This is a genomic window from Nibricoccus aquaticus, from assembly GCF_002310495.1.
GTDB lineage: Bacteria > Verrucomicrobiota > Verrucomicrobiia > Opitutales > Opitutaceae > Nibricoccus > Nibricoccus aquaticus.
This window is the reverse complement of the sequence record NZ_CP023344.1, coordinates 107278-123125: the sequence shown is the minus strand read 5'-3', so window position 1 is coordinate 123125 and position 15848 is coordinate 107278. Positions and strand designations below refer to the sequence as shown.

The window sequence follows — 15848 nt, the reverse complement described above, 5'->3', positions numbered from 1 at the left end:
GTGAACGAGATGGAGTTTTTCGCTATGCGCGGAGAGCGGGGATCGTTATAGCCGATAGCTTCCATGAAAGTCCCCTTCCTCGATTTGGCTCTTCAGCATAAGGCGATTCGCGAGCAGGCGCTTGCGGCGCTTACGGCGACGTATGACGCCACTCGGTTTTGTCTCGGGAAGGATGTGGAGGATTTTGAGAAGGCTTTCGCCACGACGCTTGGCTATCCGAAGGCCCTCGCTCTGAGCAGCGGGACGGCGCCGCTGCACATCGGAGCGATGCTGGCGGGTTTCGGGCCGGGGGATGAAGTGATCGTGCCGCCGTTTACGTTTATCTCGTCGGCGTGGGGCATCAGCTATGTCGGGGCGACGCCGGTGTTCGTCGATGTGGAGGCGGACACGTTTAATCTCGATCCGGTGAAGCTCGAGGCGGCGATCACGCCGAAGACGAAGGGTATCGTGGTGGTTCACCTGTTCGGCCAGCCGGCGCGGATGGACGAGATCATGGCGATCGCGAAGAATCATGGGCTGTTCGTGATCGAGGATTGCGCGCAGGCGATCGGAGCGAAGTACAAGGGCACGCCGGTCGGTAGTATCGGGGATGTGGGCACGTTTAGCTTTTATCCGACGAAGAACCTCGGCGGCTGCGGCGAGGGCGGGGCGCTGGTTTCAAAGAACGACGCGCTTTTCACGAAGGCGCGGCATATCCGGGTGCATGGCTCGGACCGGCGCTACTATCACGACATCGTGGGCGGAAATTTCCGCATGGATGGGTTTCAGGGAGCACTTCTCAATGTGAAACTGCCACATCTGGCTGGCTGGACGGCGCGGCGGCAGGCGATCGCGAAGCGTTATGCGACAGAGATCAAACTGGCGGATGCGATTTTGCCGCTCACGGATGTGAGTTATGGCGCGAGTGTGTTTCACCAGTTTACGATCCGGCATCCGCGGCGCGATGCGGTGCGCGAGCATCTGGCGAAGGCGGAGATCGGGACGGATCTGATTTATCCGGTGCCGCTGCATCAGCAGGCGTGTTACGCGGGGCTCGGCTATCAGGCGGGCTCGATGCCGGTGTCGGAGAAGATCTGCGCGACGTGCGTGAGCCTGCCGATCTTTCCGGAGCTGACGGATGAGCAAGTCGGGCATGTCATCCGAACGGTCAATACGTTCTAACGGGCGGATTTAGGGAAATTTATCTAACGAAAGCTGGTCGGCGTGCCGTTTAGAGCTTTCTGTAAATTCGCATGATCAACGGAATCCGGATCAAAGTCTGTGGCATCACCTCACTGGTGGATGCCGAGGCGGCTGCGGCTGCAGGGGCGGACTATCTCGGATTTATCTTTTACCCGAAGTCTCCGCGCTACGTCTCTATGGAGAAATTCCAGGAGCTGCGGGCGTCGCTTCCGGCGGGGCCGAAGAAGGTGGCGGTCGTGGTGTACACGGACATGGGCGATCTGGAGAAGTACAAGGATGCGGGCTTTGACTTCGTGCAGCTGCATTTCCCGAACGACACGCCGTTTTTCGAGGTGGCGATGTGGACGGAGATCATTCCGCCGAACCAACTCTGGCTGGCGCCGCGCGTGCCGCCGGGCAAGGAGATGGACCCTGCGTTTTTCCCGCTGGCCGATCATGTGCTCGTGGACACGTACCATGATGGTGGGTACGGCGGCTCGGGCATGACGGGGAACTGGACTGAGTTTGCGCGGCTCAAGGAGCGCTTCACGAAAGTGACGTGGGTGCTCGCTGGCGGGCTGAAGCCGGAAAATATCGCCGAGGCGATCAAGACGAGCGGCGCGGTTTTCGTGGACGTGAACAGCGGGATCGAGGCGTCGCCGGGCGTGAAGGATCACGCGAAGATGGCGGCGTTTTTCGAGGCGGTGAAAGCGGCTACGGGATGAGGCGAGGCGTGGGCGGATAAGGCGTGGGCTCGTTCGGCGTCTATCTAAGACGTTTTATCGGAAAATTGGGTCACGCAAAGCCGCGAAGACGCAAAGAGTACGAGCGAAATACCTCTTCAGGATTTGCCGCCTTTGCGTCTTGGCGGCTTTGCGTGAGCGATGAACTGGATCTGTCTGAATGAGCTTACGACCAGCTGAGGTCTTCTTTGTCGATCGGCAGGGTGCGGATGCGTTTGCCGGTGGCTGCGAAGATGGCGTTGCAGACGGCGGGGGCGACGGGTGGGAGCGCGGGTTCTCCGAGACCGGTGGGCGGGAAATCGGTCTTGGCGAAATGAACTTCGAGCTTCGGGGCGTCGGGCATGCGCAGGAGCGTGTAGTCGGAGAAGTTGGTCTGCTGGACGCGGCCGTTTTCGAGAGTGATCTCTTGAAACCAAGCAGCGCTGAGGCCGTCGATCATCGAGCCCTGTACCTGGTTTTCGCCGCCGCTGAGATTGATGATGGGGCCGACGTCGACGGCGGCGGTGAGTTTGTCGACTTTGAGTGTGCCGTCCTGAGCGACGGTGACATCGGCGACGATGGCGACGTAGCCAGCGTGGCTGAAGTGAAACGCGATGCCCTGGCCTTGGCCGCGGGGGAGTTGTTTGGATTTCCAGCCGGCTTTTTCGGCGGCGAGGCGGACGACGTGTTTCATGCGTCCGGCGTGATACGGGCGGCCGCGGTTGCCTTGAGAGACGGGGACTTCACGGTCTTCACCGAGGAGTTCGAGGCGGAACTCGACTTGATCGCGGCCGGCGGTGTGGGCGAGTTCGTCGATGAAGCTTTGGAAGACCCAGGCGTAGGCGCAGCTGCCGGGGGCGCGCCAGTAGCCGGTGGGGACGTTGCTGGAGATGATGGATTGAGTGAGGCGGAAGTGGGGCGTGAAGCGGCTGGGGAATTCGTCGCCGCTGACGTCGGCGCCGTTGCCGGCTTTCTCGGTGGAGTTCGTACCAAGGGTGACGAAGTGGTCATGCCACGCGGCGAGTTTGCCAGCGGCATCGACGCCGCCTTTGAGGAAGTGCCAGCCGGCGGCGCGATAGTAGTCGTGCTGCATGTCCTGGGCACGCGTCCAGGTGACTTGTATCGGTTTGCCGGGCACGCGGTGGGCGATGGCGGCGGTCTCGACCATGTAGTCATTCATGAGGCGCCGGCCGAAGCCGCCGCCGATGCGGGTAAGGTGGACAGTGATTTTGTCTTTCGGGAGATCGAGAGCCTTGGCGACCATATCCTGGCCGGGGGCGGGACTTTGAGTCGGCGCCCAGATTTCCATGCGGTCGTCTTTGAAGAGGGCGGTGCAGTTTTGCGGTTCGAGGTTGGCGTGGGCGAGGTAGGGATAGTGGTAGGCGGCCTCGATGGTTTTGGCGGAGGAGGCGAGGGCATCGTCCACGTTGCCGGTGGCGCGGAGTTCTTTTTGCGGAGCTGTTTTGGCGAGAGCGGCGGCTTTTTCGGCGAAGGCGGCGGTGGAGAAATCGGCGCGGGACGGCTCGTCCCAGGTGACGTGGAGCTGGTCGCGGGCTTTGAAGGCCTGCCAGGTGGTGTCGGCGATGATGGCGACGCCGGGGACGAGGGCGAAGAGATCGGCGGTGCCTTCGAGGATGAAGGCGTCGCGTACGCCGGGGAGTTTTTTGAGATCGTCGAGATTGGCGCTGGCGACTTTGCCGCCGAAGCCGGGGGAGCGAACGTAAACGGCGTGGAGCAGGCCGGGGAGTTTTTGGTCGATGCCGAAGAGCGGCTGGCCGGTCACGAGTTTGGGGTTATCCACGCCGCCGATACGGCGGCCGAGGAGCTTGAAGTCTTTCGGATCTTTGAGCGCGACAGTCTTAAGGTCGGGCGCGGGGAGTGTGGCGGCTATGGCGACGAGTTCGCCGTAGGTGAGTTTGCGGCTGGTGGGGCGGTGGATGACGGCGGCGGCTTCGGCGAAGCACTCGGAGGCGGGGACGGTCCAGGTGTGGGCGGCGGCCTCGATGAGGATGAGGCGGGCGGCGGCGCCGAGGCGGCGGCATTGATCGTAATTGACCGGGATGGCGGTGGAGCCGCCGGCGAATTGTCCGCCGAGGCGTGGATCGAGGCCGGCTTGTTCGATGATGACGGATTCCCACGGCGCTTCGAGTTCCTCGGCGATGATCATGGGCAGGGAGGTTTTGATGCCCTGACCGATCTCGGGGTTTTTCGCGATGATCGTGATGACGCCTTGTCGGGTGATGCGGATGAAGGCGTTGGGGAGAAAGTCAGCGGTGGCGTCGGTCGTGGCCGAGGCGGCGGTTTCGGCGGCAAAGCCGGCGGGGGAGGATTTTAAGTAGAGGCCGAGGGTGAAACCGCCGCCGGCGAGGGCGCTGAGTTTAAGGAAGCTGCGGCGGTCGAGGCCGGGTGGGGTGGCGGAGGATGGCGTCGGAGCCAGAGCGGCTTCAATGAAGTCGGGGAGACGGGTGCTCATTTGGCGGCCTCCTGGAGTTGAGCTTTGGGCGAATTTTTTGCGTCGGAGGCGAGGCGGGCGGCTTCGTGGATGCCGGCTCGGATGCGTGTGTAGGTGGCGCAGCGGCAGAGGTTGCCCGCCATGGATTCGTCGATGTCGGTGTCGGTCGGGTGCGGGTTTTTCGCGAGGAGAGCGGCAGCGGACATGATCTGGCCGGCCTGGCAGTAGCCGCATTGGGGGACGTCGAGTGAGCACCAGGATTTTTGAAGCGGGTGCGAGGCGTCGGTGGAGAGGCCTTCGATGGTGACGACCTTTTTGTCGCCGAGGGTGGAGAGGGGGAGCGAGCAGGCGCGGGCGGCTTCGCCGTCGATGTGAACGGTGCAGGCACCGCACTGGCCGATGCCGCAACCGTACTTGGTACCGACGAGGTCGAGGTGGTCGCGGAGAATCCAGAGCAGGGGAGTCTCGGGGTCGGCGTCCACGGAGCGGGACTGGCCGTTGACGGTGAGGGAGAACTTCATGTTGGGCGAAAAGGGAGAAAGAGGCGGAGGCGGCGCGGGAACGTTGTTGTTCGAAAGGCCAAGACGCGGACTGACGCGAGGTGGATGCGGGCGGGAGCGTAAGATTTGCGTGGTTCTAGAAGGGGCAACGTATGGGCATGAAAAAACCCGCAGCTTTTTGAGCGGCGGGTTTTGGGAATGTGAAGTTCGCGGAGGGTTTTAGACCTTCTCGACGAGGCCGGCCTTGATGGCTTTGACCGAGACGAGGACGCGCTTGGTGCCGCCGTTGGCGGTGCGGATGCGGATCTTCTGAAGGTTGGGGCGGAACTTACGCTTCGTGATGCTCGTCACGTGCGTGCCGATGCCGCCGCTCTTCTTGGACTGACCCTTACGATTGATGATGCTGCCCTTGACGGGACGGCGACCGGTGATTGCACAGATTCTGGCCATGGTGGTTTCGAGTAGGTTAAAGGGTCAGAGGTAAAGGTTCGTGGAAACGTGAAGCAAGGGGAAACTTGGGGGAATGACGGAGTTGTGCGATCACGGGCGCAGGGCGTGGAGGACTTGGAATTTTTGGCCCATGTTGGCGGGATGAAGGAGCTGCATGAGGGAGAGTTTGCGCGGACTCAGGCGGGGGGCTTCGGCGGCGGTGAGCTGGGCGATGAAGTCGCCGGCGTGGTGGATCAGGAAGGACTCTTGGGACTCGACGGTGGGTGCGGCGAAACCGTGGTGGGCGAGGGCGTCGGCGAGCCAGTCCCAGCAGACGTGACACGTTAGGTCTTGTTCGCCGGGGCGGGCGAGGAGGTCGTTGGATTGCTGGTGCTGGTGATAGGCGCGGGCGGTGCCTTGGGGTGTGGCTTCGGTGAGTTCGCGCCAGGATTTGCCGTAGTCGCAGGCGATGAAGAGGCCGGACCAAGGCTGGGCGGCGAGTTCGGCGGCGAGAGAGACGGATGCGAGCGGGAGGTCGAGGTGGTAGCCGTCGGGGTAGGCGGAGGCGGGGGGAAGGTTGGAAGAGTGAAAGGTGAAGGGTGAAAAGGGGGTGGGGAGTTCGGTTTCGTGGAGTTGGTTGTCGGAGTTGACGGTGACGCCGAGTTCGCGCCATTGACCGGAGCGGGTGACGAAGCGGCGGAAAGGTTGGGCGTCGAAGAGTTCGTTGGAGAAGACGATGAGGGGGGATGGACCGGAGGGCGTGGCCGAGTGGGTGGAGTTGGTGAATTGTTGGAGATCGAGTGGTTCGCCGACGCGTAGCGTGTGCGTGGCGGCGAAGGGGTGGGCGACGTCGCTGAGGATGCCGCAGCCGGGTTCGGCGCCGATTTCGACGAAGGTGTGGCGGCGCGGGTCGGCTTGGGGGCCGAGGAGTTTCACGCAGGCGGCGACGATGAGTTCGCCGAATAGGGGGCCGGAGGACGTGGCGGTGTAGAAGTCGGTGGAGGCGGAGCGGCCGACGCGGGGGCGGTCGCGGCGGTAGTATCCGAGTTGCGGATGGTAGAGCGCGAGGGACATGAAGTCGGCGAACGTGAGCACGCCGCCTGACGACGCGGCGCGCTGGCGGAAGACGTCGAGGAAAGCGGGGGAAGGCGGAGGCGTGGGAACGTTGGCGGCGGACATCGCGGGTGGGGCGGGGCGGTGAGTTGGGAGGGGCGGCGGGGTTTCGGCAATCTTTCACACGGTTTCAGGGCGCGGGGCGAACGAACCGATTTACAAACGGCGGACGATCCCCACAGTTTTGACCTTCACTCTATGTTGAAACGCATCGTCACCATCGCCTGCGGAGTCGTGCTGGGTTTGAGCCTGGCCTTGGGCGCGGCGCGGCTGGCGTTTGCGTGGGGGCTTTTTCCCAATCGTGAACTCGAGAAATCCACGAGCTATCTGCGCGATGTGCTGGAGCTGGTGAACGACAATTACGTGGACGAGAAGAAGGCGGCGCTACCGGAGCTGACGAAGGCGGCGCTGCATGGCGTGGTGGAGACGCTCGATCCGCATTCGGAGTTCATGGAGTCGCGGGCGTATCAGCAGCTCGAGGAAGACATGAGCAGCCAGTTTGGCGGCATCGGTGTGCAGGTGGAATTGCGCAAGAGCCGGGTGGTGATTGTCGCGCCCATCGCGGGTACGCCGAGCGATCGTGCGGGCATCCGGCGGGGCGATGAGATCGTGCGGATCGACGGGGCGGCGCTGGAAGATCCGACGATGGACAAAGTGGTCGAGAAGCTGCGGGGAAAACCGAAGTCTCGCGTGACGGTTGGCCTGCTCCGGCCGACGGAGAAACGTGAATACGAGGTGACGCTCGTGCGCGAGTTGATCAAGACGGAGAGCGTGCGGGATGCGCAGGTGCTGGCGGGCGGCGTGGGCTATGTGCAGATCACGCAATTCACAGAGCGGACGGCGGAAGAGTTTATCAACGTGCTCAATAAATTTTCGGAGCAGGGCGTGAGCAGTCTGGTGATCGATCTACGCAACAATCCGGGCGGGCTGCTCGATGCGGCGGTGGAAGTGGCGGAGCCGTTTTTCAAGAAGGGCGATCTGATCGTGTACACGCAGGGGCGCGGGGCGAAGTCGCGTGACGAGTACCGGGCGGAAGCGTCGGAGCCGCCGATCAATGTGCCGATCGCGGTGCTGATCAATTCGGGCAGCGCGAGCGCGGCGGAGATCGTGGCGGGTGCGCTCAAGGACACGGGCAAAGCGGTGATCGTGGGCGAGCGGTCGTTTGGCAAAGGCTCGGTCCAGTCGATTTTCAAATTGAAGAATGGCGAAGGCATGCGGCTGACGACGGCGCGGTACTACACGCCGAGTGGCGTGACGATTCACGAGAAGGGGATCGAGCCGCAGGTCGAGGTGGTGATGTCGCCCGAGGAGGACGAGAACGTGCGGCTGCAACGCGACCGGCCGGACATGAACGATCCGGCGCAGTTCAAAGAACGCTTCGGCATGGAGCCGGTGACGGACCGGCAGCTGCAAGCGGCGGTGGATGTGCTGCGCGGCGTGACGGTGCTGGGAACGCGCGGCGCGACGATGCCGCCAGCGAACGCTGGCGCGGGCAAAGCGAAGTGAGACGCGCATGATCCTGGCGTTGGAAACTTCGTGCGATGAAACCGCGGTGGCGGTTTTCGATCCGGCGCGCGGGTTGATCGGCGAGTGGATTCACAGCCAGATGGCGATGCACGAGCGTTACGGCGGCGTAGTGCCCGATCTGGCGACGCGCGAACATCTGCGGACGGTGGCGCCATTGCTCGAGCGGGCACGCGGAGTGACGGAGGATTTTCGCGCGATCACGCGGGTGGCGGTGACGCATGGGCCGGGGCTGGCGGGGTGTCTTGCGATCGGTACGGCGGGGGCGAAGGCCTTTTCCCTAGGGCTGGGTGTGCCATTGAGCGGGGTGAATCATCTGCGGGGGCATGCGTTTTCGCCGTTCATCGCGTTGCATGAAAAAAATCCGGCGGAGTTTGCGGAGAGTTTTGCGAAGCTGCTGCCGCATCTCGGGCTGATCGTGTCGGGCGGGAACACGCTGTTGTTTCGCCTCGATGAGCGGAGGAAGATCACGGTGATTTCTTCAACGCGGGACGATGCGGCGGGCGAGGCGTTGGACAAAGGCGCGAAGTTGCTTGGGCTCGGGTATCCGGGTGGGCCGTTGATCGAGAAGCTGGCGGCGCAGGGGAAGGCGGACGCGTTTGATTTTCCGCGCGGGATCGGTCCGCGGAGCGATTTGGATTTCAGCTTCTCAGGGCTGAAGACGAGTCTGCGTTATCAGCTGGAGAAGATGACGGAGGCGGAGGTGGCGGCGCGGACGCCGGATCTTTGTGCGAGTTATCAGCAGGCGGTGATCGATGCGCTGGCGCGGAAGACAGGGCTGGCGTTGGACCAAAGCGGATACGCGAGCGTGGGGCTTTCGGGCGGGGTGGCGAACAACCGGACATTGCGCGCGACGCTGGAAGCGGTGGCGAAGAGGCACCGCCTGCCATTGCTCGCCGCGCAGCCGAAGCACACGGGGGACAACGCGGGGATGATCGCGTTTGCGGCGTGGGTTGACCCGTCGGTGAGGACGGCGGCGCTGGGGGAGTTGCGGATTGAGCCGAGTCTGGAGCTGGCGGGGTGAGGTGCTTTTATTGGAGCGGCGCGTTCTGTGGTGGTCTCCGCTTTTCGGAAAGTAATGGATGCTCGGATGGAGCGCCGGGCTTCGTGCCGACCGAGGGACGACACGAAGTATCGTCGCTCCAAAATGCGGCCATCACTTTATTGGAGCGGCTCTAGTTAAAGCGCTCCTCGGCTTTGACGTGGCGGTATTCGTTTTCTCCGGCCCAGAAGATGAAGGCGAAGAGAGTGGCGAGGAGGGTGCCCTGCACCCAGTTGCGGGTGATGATCATGGTGGTCAGGGCGAAGCCGATGGCGGCGAGGGCGAAGAGTTTTCCCACAGTCGCGGCCCAGAAGGTGGCGAGCGGGTAGGGGAAACGTTTCGCGAGCAGGGCGCGGAGGACGCGGCCGCCATCCATGGGGAAAACGGGGACGAGGTTGAAGCAGCCCATGGCGGCATTCATGAAGAGGAGGTGGCGGGCGAGGCTCTCGAAGGTGAGGTCGAATGAGAGGAATTCATCCATCGTCGCGGGCAGGGTGACGAGGAGGAGCAGGAGGTTAATGAGGAGGAAATTCACAGCCGGGCCGGCGAGGGCGATGATGATTTCCTGGCGAGGTTCGCGAGGGATGCGATCGAACTCGGCCATGCCGCCGATGGGGAGAAGGAGGATGCGAGAGACGTTGATGCCGAAGCGGCGGGCTGCGAAGGCGTGGCCGAGCTCGTGCAAGACGACGCAGGCGAAGGCCAGCAGTGTGTAAGTTACGCTCCACGTCAGGCCCAGCCAGCGGGCTTCGGGCGAGGCGTGCCAGCCTTCCCACGCGATGTAGCCGAGCAGCAGGAAAAACGTGACATGCACGGCGAGCCGGATGCGGGCGATGCGGAACAAGCTAATTGACCAGTCGGGCATTTGACCTAAGCAAAATGTGTTTTGTGAGTTTGGCCAACCGACTGGTTGAGCCGCATCCGATTCCTTTCGTTCCACATGTCTGAACCTTCCGCCAAAACGCCGACCATCCTCATCATCGATGACGATTCGGAGATCCGTTATTCGCTCTCGCGCGTGCTCTCGTCGCGCAAATACCAAGTGCTCGAAGCTGCGAGCGGAGAGCTGGGCATCGCGGCGGTGAAGAAGAGTCCGCCGGATCTGGTGTTTCTCGACATCCGCATGAGCGGGATGAGCGGGATCGAGGCGTTGCAGCATATCCGCTCGTCGAATCCGAAACAGCTAGTCGTGTTGATGACGGCGTTCGGCACGGCGCAGACGGCGATCGAGGCGATGAAGTACGGGGCTTTTGACTACATCATGAAGCCCTTCGATCCGCAGAAGGTGCTCACGCTGGCGGAGAATGCGCTCAAGGCGCACGCGGACATGCGTGCGGTGGGCGAGTACAAGCCGACGATCAACAGCGAGGACTATAAGGAAGGCATCGTGGGCAGTTCGCCGGTGATGCAGGATGTTTTCAAGGTGATCGGCCAGGTGACGGCGAGCGATGTGACGGTGATGGTCACGGGCGAAAGCGGCACGGGTAAAGAACTCGTGGCGCGCTCGATCTGGAAACACAGCCATCGCGCAGCGAAGCCGTTCATCGCGGTGAACTGTGCGGCGATCCCGGATAATTTGATCGAGAGTGAACTCTTCGGTCATGAGAAAGGTTCGTTCACCGGCGCGACTGGTCAGCGGCTCGGCAAGTTCGAGCTGTGTGATGGCGGCACGATCTTCCTCGATGAGATCGGCGACATGGCGCTGGCGACGCAGACGAAGATTTTGCGCGTGTTGCAGCAAGGAGAGATTCAACGCGTGGGCGGCGTGGACACGATCAAGGTCGATGTCCGCATCCTTGCGGCGACGAATAAAGATCTCGAGGAAATGGTGAAGGCGAAGACCTTTCGCGAAGATCTTTATTACCGGCTCAATGTTGTCCGCATCCGGATGCCGGCGCTGCGCGATCGCGATGACGACATCCCGCAGATCGTCGATTTTTGCATGCAGAGTCTGGCGAAGCAGAAGAAGGCGCGTGTCAGCAAGGTCTCGCCCGAGGCGATGGCTGTGCTCACGAAGCACCGCTGGCCGGGAAACGTGCGCGAGCTGGAAAATGTGATCTACCGCAGCGCGGTGATCGCGCAGGGGGACACGATTTTGTTGAAAGATCTGCCCCAGGAAATCCGCGATGCGGTGGGCGCTTCGGTACCGGCGGTGGCGGCGAGTCCTGCGGCGGCGGCTTCGCAGGCGGGAACAGCGGCTCCGTTTCCGGTGGCGAGTCCCTCGGCGGTGTTGTCGTCGCAAGTGAGTTCAGCGCCGTTTGATACGCTGCGCACGATGGCGGCGGAGACGGTGGCGCTCGCCCATGCGAGGCAAGTGGTGGAGTCGATCGCGACTGCTGAGCCTGCGCTGACGGTGGAGCGTGCGCTGGATTTTCTGCACGAGAAACTCTCGGACGATGCAGAGACAATTTTGGGGCGCCTCGAGCGCGAGATGATCGTGCGCGTGTTGAAGGCGGAGAGCGGCAACATGGTGCGCGCGTCGGAGAAGCTGGGCATCACCCGGGCAACTTTGCGCAAGCGCGTGGATGAGCTGGGGCTGAAGATCTGAGGACGCGGAGGGATTTGCGGACGGCCACGCTTTAACAAGCGTGGCTACGCGGATCAGGCGAGCTGGACGATGACGGTTTCGGAGCCGAGGGAGACTTTGTCGCCGACGGCGAGTTTTTTGCCGCGGCGGGTTTCGACTGCGCCATTGAGGAGGACTTCGCCGTCTTTGATGGCGGTTTTGATTTCGCCGCCGGAGCCGCCGAGGCCGGCGAATTTCAGGAGCTGGCCGAGCTCGATGGGGACGGCGCGGACGATCACCGGGCGGGGAGCGGGAGAGGCGGAGGACTTGCTGGCGGGCTTCATTTGGGGGCGGCGATTTTCTTTTTGGTCTGCGGCGGGAGGATGATGGCTTTTCGCGTGAGCGCGGGCTCGCCGGTGGCGGTTTCGATGACGGGTTTGGCGGGAGCGGGGGCGACCGGTCTGGCGGCAGCGGCCTTGGCGTTCGCGATGGCGGCGGTGGTGCCTGTATCGGTGATGCGGATGCTCTGATCGTCGATGACGATGAGGCGGTCGCGGAAGAGGGAGCCGATGGCCTGCTTGAAGACTTTTTTGCTCACGCCGAAGACTTCGCGGATTTCCTCGGGGGCGGTTTTATCGCCGAAGGGGAGCAGGCCGCCTTTGGTGATGAGTTCGGCGAGGATTTTATCGGTGAGCGGGAGGACGCGGTGGTAACCGGCGCGGTCGAGGCTGAGGTCGATCTTGCCGTCGGGGCGCACGGTGCGGATGTAGCCGGTGAGCTTCTGGCCGTTGGGCAGCGGGGCGGCGAGGTCGGTGTGATATAGGAGGCCGCTGTGGGCGTTTTCGACGATGCACTTAAAGCCGAGTTCGGTTTCGTCGTATACGAGGAGCTCGACCTGCTGGCCTTCTTGATAGCGCGGCGGGGTGAGATTGAGGTGGCGGTTGAGGCGGGTACTGGCGACGACGCGATTGGATTTTTCGTCGAGGAAGACGTGGGCGACGATCCATTCGCCGACGTTTACGCGGCGGGCCTGTTCGCGCATCGGCAGGAGCAGATCTTTGGTGAGGCCCCAGTCGAGGAAAGCGCCGATGCGGGCGTTGATGCTGACGACGCGGAGGGCGGCGAATTCACCGACTTGGGCGTGGGGAGTCTCGGTGGTGGCGACGATGCGGTCTTCGGAATCGAGATGGATGAAGACGGTGAAGGCTTCGCCGGGGAGCGTGCCTTGGGGCACGTAGCGGCCGGGCATGAGGATCTCGCCGAGGTGGCCGCCGTCGAGGAAGACGCCGGGCGTGGCGATGCGAGTAACGGTGAGGGATGCGAGTCTGCCGATCTGGGCCATGTTTGCGGATGAGCGTGGCGGCGCGCGGGCGCGCCGCAATGACCAATGACCGGGGGCGGCACTTGATAAGTGCCGGTCCGTCGGGGGGCGTCAGGGGGCGTCGATTTTGACGCGGAGGAACTGGCGGGGTTCGGAGCCGTTGACGTTGAGCGTGGCGGTGGCGACTTCGATGAGGTTGTCGCCGTCGGCATCGGCTGTGGTGACGATGACGAGCGGGGTGGCCGGGGTCCAGTTGACCAGGTCGGCGGAGCTTTCGTAGGAGAAGGTGACGGCTGCGTTTTTGCTGCGGCGGTGGGCGAGGGAGAGTTTGCGGGTGCCGCTGCCGGTGGTCATCGAGGCGAGGTCGGCGTGGCGTTGGGGCTGGATCGGGGAAGTGCCGAAGGCGTATTCGAGGAGGTTGGACAGGCCGTCGCGGTCGGGGTCGGCGGTGGAGGTGAGGTCGGCGCCAGCGAGAGACGTGTGGGCGGCGATGAAGGTGGCGAAGCTGGTGGGGGCGACGAGCGTGACGCGGGCGGTGGCGGAGGCGCCGATGGCGGCGGCGGGGCCGCGTTTCATCCAGCTGTAGCTGCTGCCGTTGGCATTGAAGGTGAACTCGGGAGTATTTGCGCTCGGAAGAAGAAGAATGGGTTGGGTGGTATCACCGCGAAGGCCGCTATACCATCTGATCGATTCCGAGCCGGTGCCGGAGCTGATGGTAGTAAGGCTGATCAGTTGATTCATCGTTGCGGGCTGGCTGAGGGGCTGGGCGGCGAAGGTGTGATCGTCGGTGGATTTGATGAAGAAGCTGTGTTCGTAACCGGCCTCGACGAAGATAACGCCCGTGGCGATCTGGACGGGGGTGCTGCGGTCGGTGCGGGTGCCGTCGCCGAGCTGGCCGAAGGAATTTTTACCCATGGCCCAGAGCGTGCCGTCGGTTTTGACAAAGAGGGAGTGACTGCCGTCAGCGGCGATTTTGGAAGCGCCGGTGGCGGTCTGGATAGCGGTATTGCGGCTGGTGGTGTTACCGGTGCCGAGCTGGCCGTATCCATTGAATCCCGTGGCCCAGAGTGTGCCGTCGAACTTTAGGTAGACCGTGTGAGAATCGCCGGCGGCAGCGGAGGCGACGCTGGTGGCGATAAGGATAGGGGTGGATTGGTTGGTGTTGTTGCCATTGCCGAGCTGGCCGTTGGTGTTGCGGCCCATGCCGTAGAGGGAGCCATCGGTCTTGAGAAAGAGGACGTGGCGGCCGAAGGCGGTGGTGGTGACGGAGGCGACGCCGGTGGCAATCTGGACGGGACTGAGGCGGTCGGTGGTGGTGGTATCGCCGAGCTGGCCAGAGGAGTTGTCGCCGGTGGCCCAGAGGGTGTTGTCGGTTTTGACGAAGTAGGTGGTGCCGGCGCCGGCGGCGAAGGACTGGACGTCGGCGGAGATGAGGATGGGTGTGGTGCTGCTTGTCGTATTGCCGCGACCGAGCTGTCCGTTGCTGTTGAAGCCGGCACCCCAGAGAGTGGCGTCGGTTTTCAGGAAGAGGCTATGATTCTGCGAGGTGGAGGCGGCGGCGATGGCGGTGTTCGATTGTTTCGCGGTGGCTTGATAGGACGTCGAGAGGCTGTCGCCCAACATACCGATTGAAGCGGAGCCCATGCCCCAGAGGGTGTTGTCGGTTTTGACGAAGAGGCTTTGGTGGAGGCCGGCGCTGGCGGAGGCGACGTCGGTGGCGAGGTCGATGGGAAAGGCGCAGGCGCCGAGTGCGCCGGTGCCGAGCTGGCCGTAGGCGTTGTCGCCGGCGGTGTAGAGTGTGTTGGCGGTGGTGGTGTAGAGGGTGTGAAGTCCGCCGCCGGCGAAGCTGGAGACGCTGGTGGCGATCTGGGTGAAGGTGGTACGGAAGCCGAAATCGCCCTTGGCGAGCTGGCCGTAGGTGTTGTTGCCAGTGACCCACAGAGTGTTGTCGGTTTTGAGGATGAGGCTGTGCATCTTGCCGGCGGAGATGCGGGAGACGCCGGTGGCCACTTGGACGGGGGTTGTGGACGATCCAGAGGACTGGCCGTTGCCGAGGACGCCGGTGGCGTGGGACCCTGTACCCCACACAGAGCCGTCGGATTTGAGGAGAAGTGAATAGCCACCGCCGGCGGAGCAACGGGAGATACCGGTTGCGACTTGAGTGAAAGTGAGGAGATCGGTGGTCGTGCCGTTGCCGAGCTCGCCGTCGTCGTTGTTGCCCGTGGCCCAGAGGGTGCCGTCGGTTTTGACGAAGAGGGTGTGGTAGTCGCCGGCGTCAACCTGGGCTACGTCGGTGGCGATCTGGATGGGGATGTTGACAGTGGAGGTGTTACCGGTGCCGAGCTGGCCGTAGGTATTGCTGCCCGTGACCCAGAGGGTGCCGTCGGTTTTGAGGAAGGCGCTGAAAGAGGTGCCGGCGGTGACGGATGCGACGTTGGTGGCGATGAGGATAGGACTAGTGCGGGTGGAGACTCCCGTGCCGATGACGGCTCCTGTGGAACCACCTATGCCGTAGAGCGAGCCGTCAGACGTAACGTAGAGGGAATGGGAACTGCCGGCGGCGGCGGACGTGACGGTGACTCCAATGGAAGAGATTTGGACGGGCCTGTGGCGGTGGACGGTGTCGCCGGTGCCGAGCTGGCCGTAGGTGTTGTCGCCCATGCCCCAGAGGGAGCCGTCGGGGGCGATGAAGAGGGTGTGGGTGTCGCCGGCGGCGACGAAGGTGGCGGATTTCTCGTTGGCGATGGCGGTGGGTTCGTAGCCGGTCCAGCCCTCGCCAAGAGTGGCACTGGAGCGGTTGCCCATGCCGTAGAGGACGTTGTTCGCAGCATGTGCCGGCGCGGCCGTGGAAACGAATGCGGCGAGCGTGGTGAGAGCGCTGAGCGCGAGGACGCGCGGGGTGGGGAAGGAACCGCCAAGTTGAAGCTTCATGGAGTCGCGAAAAAAATCGGGCAGGTGGCAGTGGGTCAATGTCCGGCTGCATGATCCTTGCAAAGCGGAGCGTCCGCATCGGGGGGATGCGGACGCGGGCGGCGGTGGGGGGCGAGCGCGGACAATGCGGAGCATTGTCCCTACCAT

General features: G+C 63.3%; 13 protein-coding genes. 5 read left to right on the top strand and 8 right to left on the bottom strand.

The window, feature by feature from the left end; genetic code table 11:
• Positions 1-63 precede the first annotated feature (63 nt).
• On the top strand, positions 64-1161 hold the full coding sequence (locus CMV30_RS00520) for a DegT/DnrJ/EryC1/StrS family aminotransferase (RefSeq protein WP_096054214.1): 1098 nt from the start codon (positions 64-66) through the stop codon (positions 1159-1161).
• A 71-nt stretch (positions 1162-1232) separates the two neighbouring features.
• Positions 1233-1886, top strand: coding sequence for a phosphoribosylanthranilate isomerase (locus CMV30_RS00515; protein ID WP_096054213.1), 654 nt, complete (start codon positions 1233-1235; stop codon positions 1884-1886).
• A gap of 184 nt (positions 1887-2070) precedes the next feature.
• On the opposite strand, the gene CMV30_RS20580 is transcribed toward CMV30_RS00515, so the two are convergent.
• The 4 genes from CMV30_RS20580 to CMV30_RS00495 form a co-directional block, all read right to left on the bottom strand.
• Positions 2071-4356 (bottom strand): xanthine dehydrogenase family protein molybdopterin-binding subunit, encoded by a 2286-nt coding sequence (locus tag CMV30_RS20580; RefSeq protein WP_096054212.1) that lies wholly within the window; start codon positions 4354-4356, stop codon positions 2071-2073.
• Complete coding sequence (locus tag CMV30_RS00505; RefSeq protein WP_096054211.1) at positions 4353-4856, bottom strand: (2Fe-2S)-binding protein; 504 nt, start codon at positions 4854-4856, stop codon at positions 4353-4355. Before CMV30_RS00505 ends, CMV30_RS20580 begins: the two co-directional genes overlap by 4 nt.
• 198 nt (positions 4857-5054) lie before the next feature.
• Entirely contained in the window at positions 5055-5285 is a 231-nt protein-coding gene (gene rpmB / locus CMV30_RS00500) for a 50S ribosomal protein L28 (RefSeq protein WP_096054210.1), read from the bottom strand.
• A gap of 90 nt (positions 5286-5375) precedes the next feature.
• A complete protein-coding gene (locus CMV30_RS00495) occupies positions 5376-6443 on the bottom strand; it encodes an SAM-dependent methyltransferase (RefSeq protein WP_096054209.1) in 1068 nt (355 codons plus the stop codon).
• A 132-nt stretch (positions 6444-6575) separates the two neighbouring features.
• Between CMV30_RS00495 and CMV30_RS00490 the strand changes: the two genes are divergently transcribed.
• Both CMV30_RS00490 and tsaD read left to right on the top strand, forming a co-directional pair.
• Entirely contained in the window at positions 6576-7883 is a 1308-nt protein-coding gene (locus tag CMV30_RS00490; RefSeq protein WP_096054208.1) for a S41 family peptidase, read from the top strand.
• A gap of 7 nt (positions 7884-7890) precedes the next feature.
• A complete protein-coding gene (tsaD, locus tag CMV30_RS00485; protein ID WP_096054207.1) occupies positions 7891-8925 on the top strand; it encodes a tRNA (adenosine(37)-N6)-threonylcarbamoyltransferase complex transferase subunit TsaD in 1035 nt (344 codons plus the stop codon).
• 151 nt (positions 8926-9076) lie between these two features.
• Here tsaD and CMV30_RS00480 read toward each other — a convergent pair whose 3' ends face one another.
• A complete protein-coding gene (locus tag CMV30_RS00480) occupies positions 9077-9808 on the bottom strand; it encodes a site-2 protease family protein (protein ID WP_096054206.1) in 732 nt (243 codons plus the stop codon).
• Between the two features lie 75 nt (positions 9809-9883).
• Between CMV30_RS00480 and CMV30_RS00475 the strand changes: the two genes are divergently transcribed.
• Positions 9884-11491, top strand: a complete 1608-nt coding sequence (locus CMV30_RS00475; protein ID WP_096057532.1) for a sigma-54-dependent transcriptional regulator — start codon at positions 9884-9886, stop codon at positions 11489-11491.
• Between the two features lie 53 nt (positions 11492-11544).
• Here CMV30_RS00475 and CMV30_RS00470 read toward each other — a convergent pair whose 3' ends face one another.
• The 3 genes from CMV30_RS00470 to CMV30_RS00460 all read right to left on the bottom strand — a co-directional run bounded on the left by CMV30_RS00470 (position 11545) and on the right by CMV30_RS00460 (position 15701).
• On the bottom strand, positions 11545-11793 hold the full coding sequence (locus CMV30_RS00470) for an RNA-binding S4 domain-containing protein (protein ID WP_096054205.1): 249 nt from the start codon (positions 11791-11793) through the stop codon (positions 11545-11547).
• Positions 11790-12791 (bottom strand): CvfB family protein, encoded by a 1002-nt coding sequence (locus CMV30_RS00465; RefSeq protein ID WP_096054204.1) that lies wholly within the window; start codon positions 12789-12791, stop codon positions 11790-11792. Before CMV30_RS00465 ends, CMV30_RS00470 begins: the two co-directional genes overlap by 4 nt.
• 90 nt (positions 12792-12881) lie before the next feature.
• The gene (locus CMV30_RS00460; protein WP_175414684.1) at positions 12882-15701 is read right to left on the bottom strand and encodes an RCC1 domain-containing protein; all 2820 of its coding nucleotides are present in this window, start codon (positions 15699-15701) and stop codon (positions 12882-12884) included.
• Positions 15702-15848: the final 147 nt, after the last annotated feature.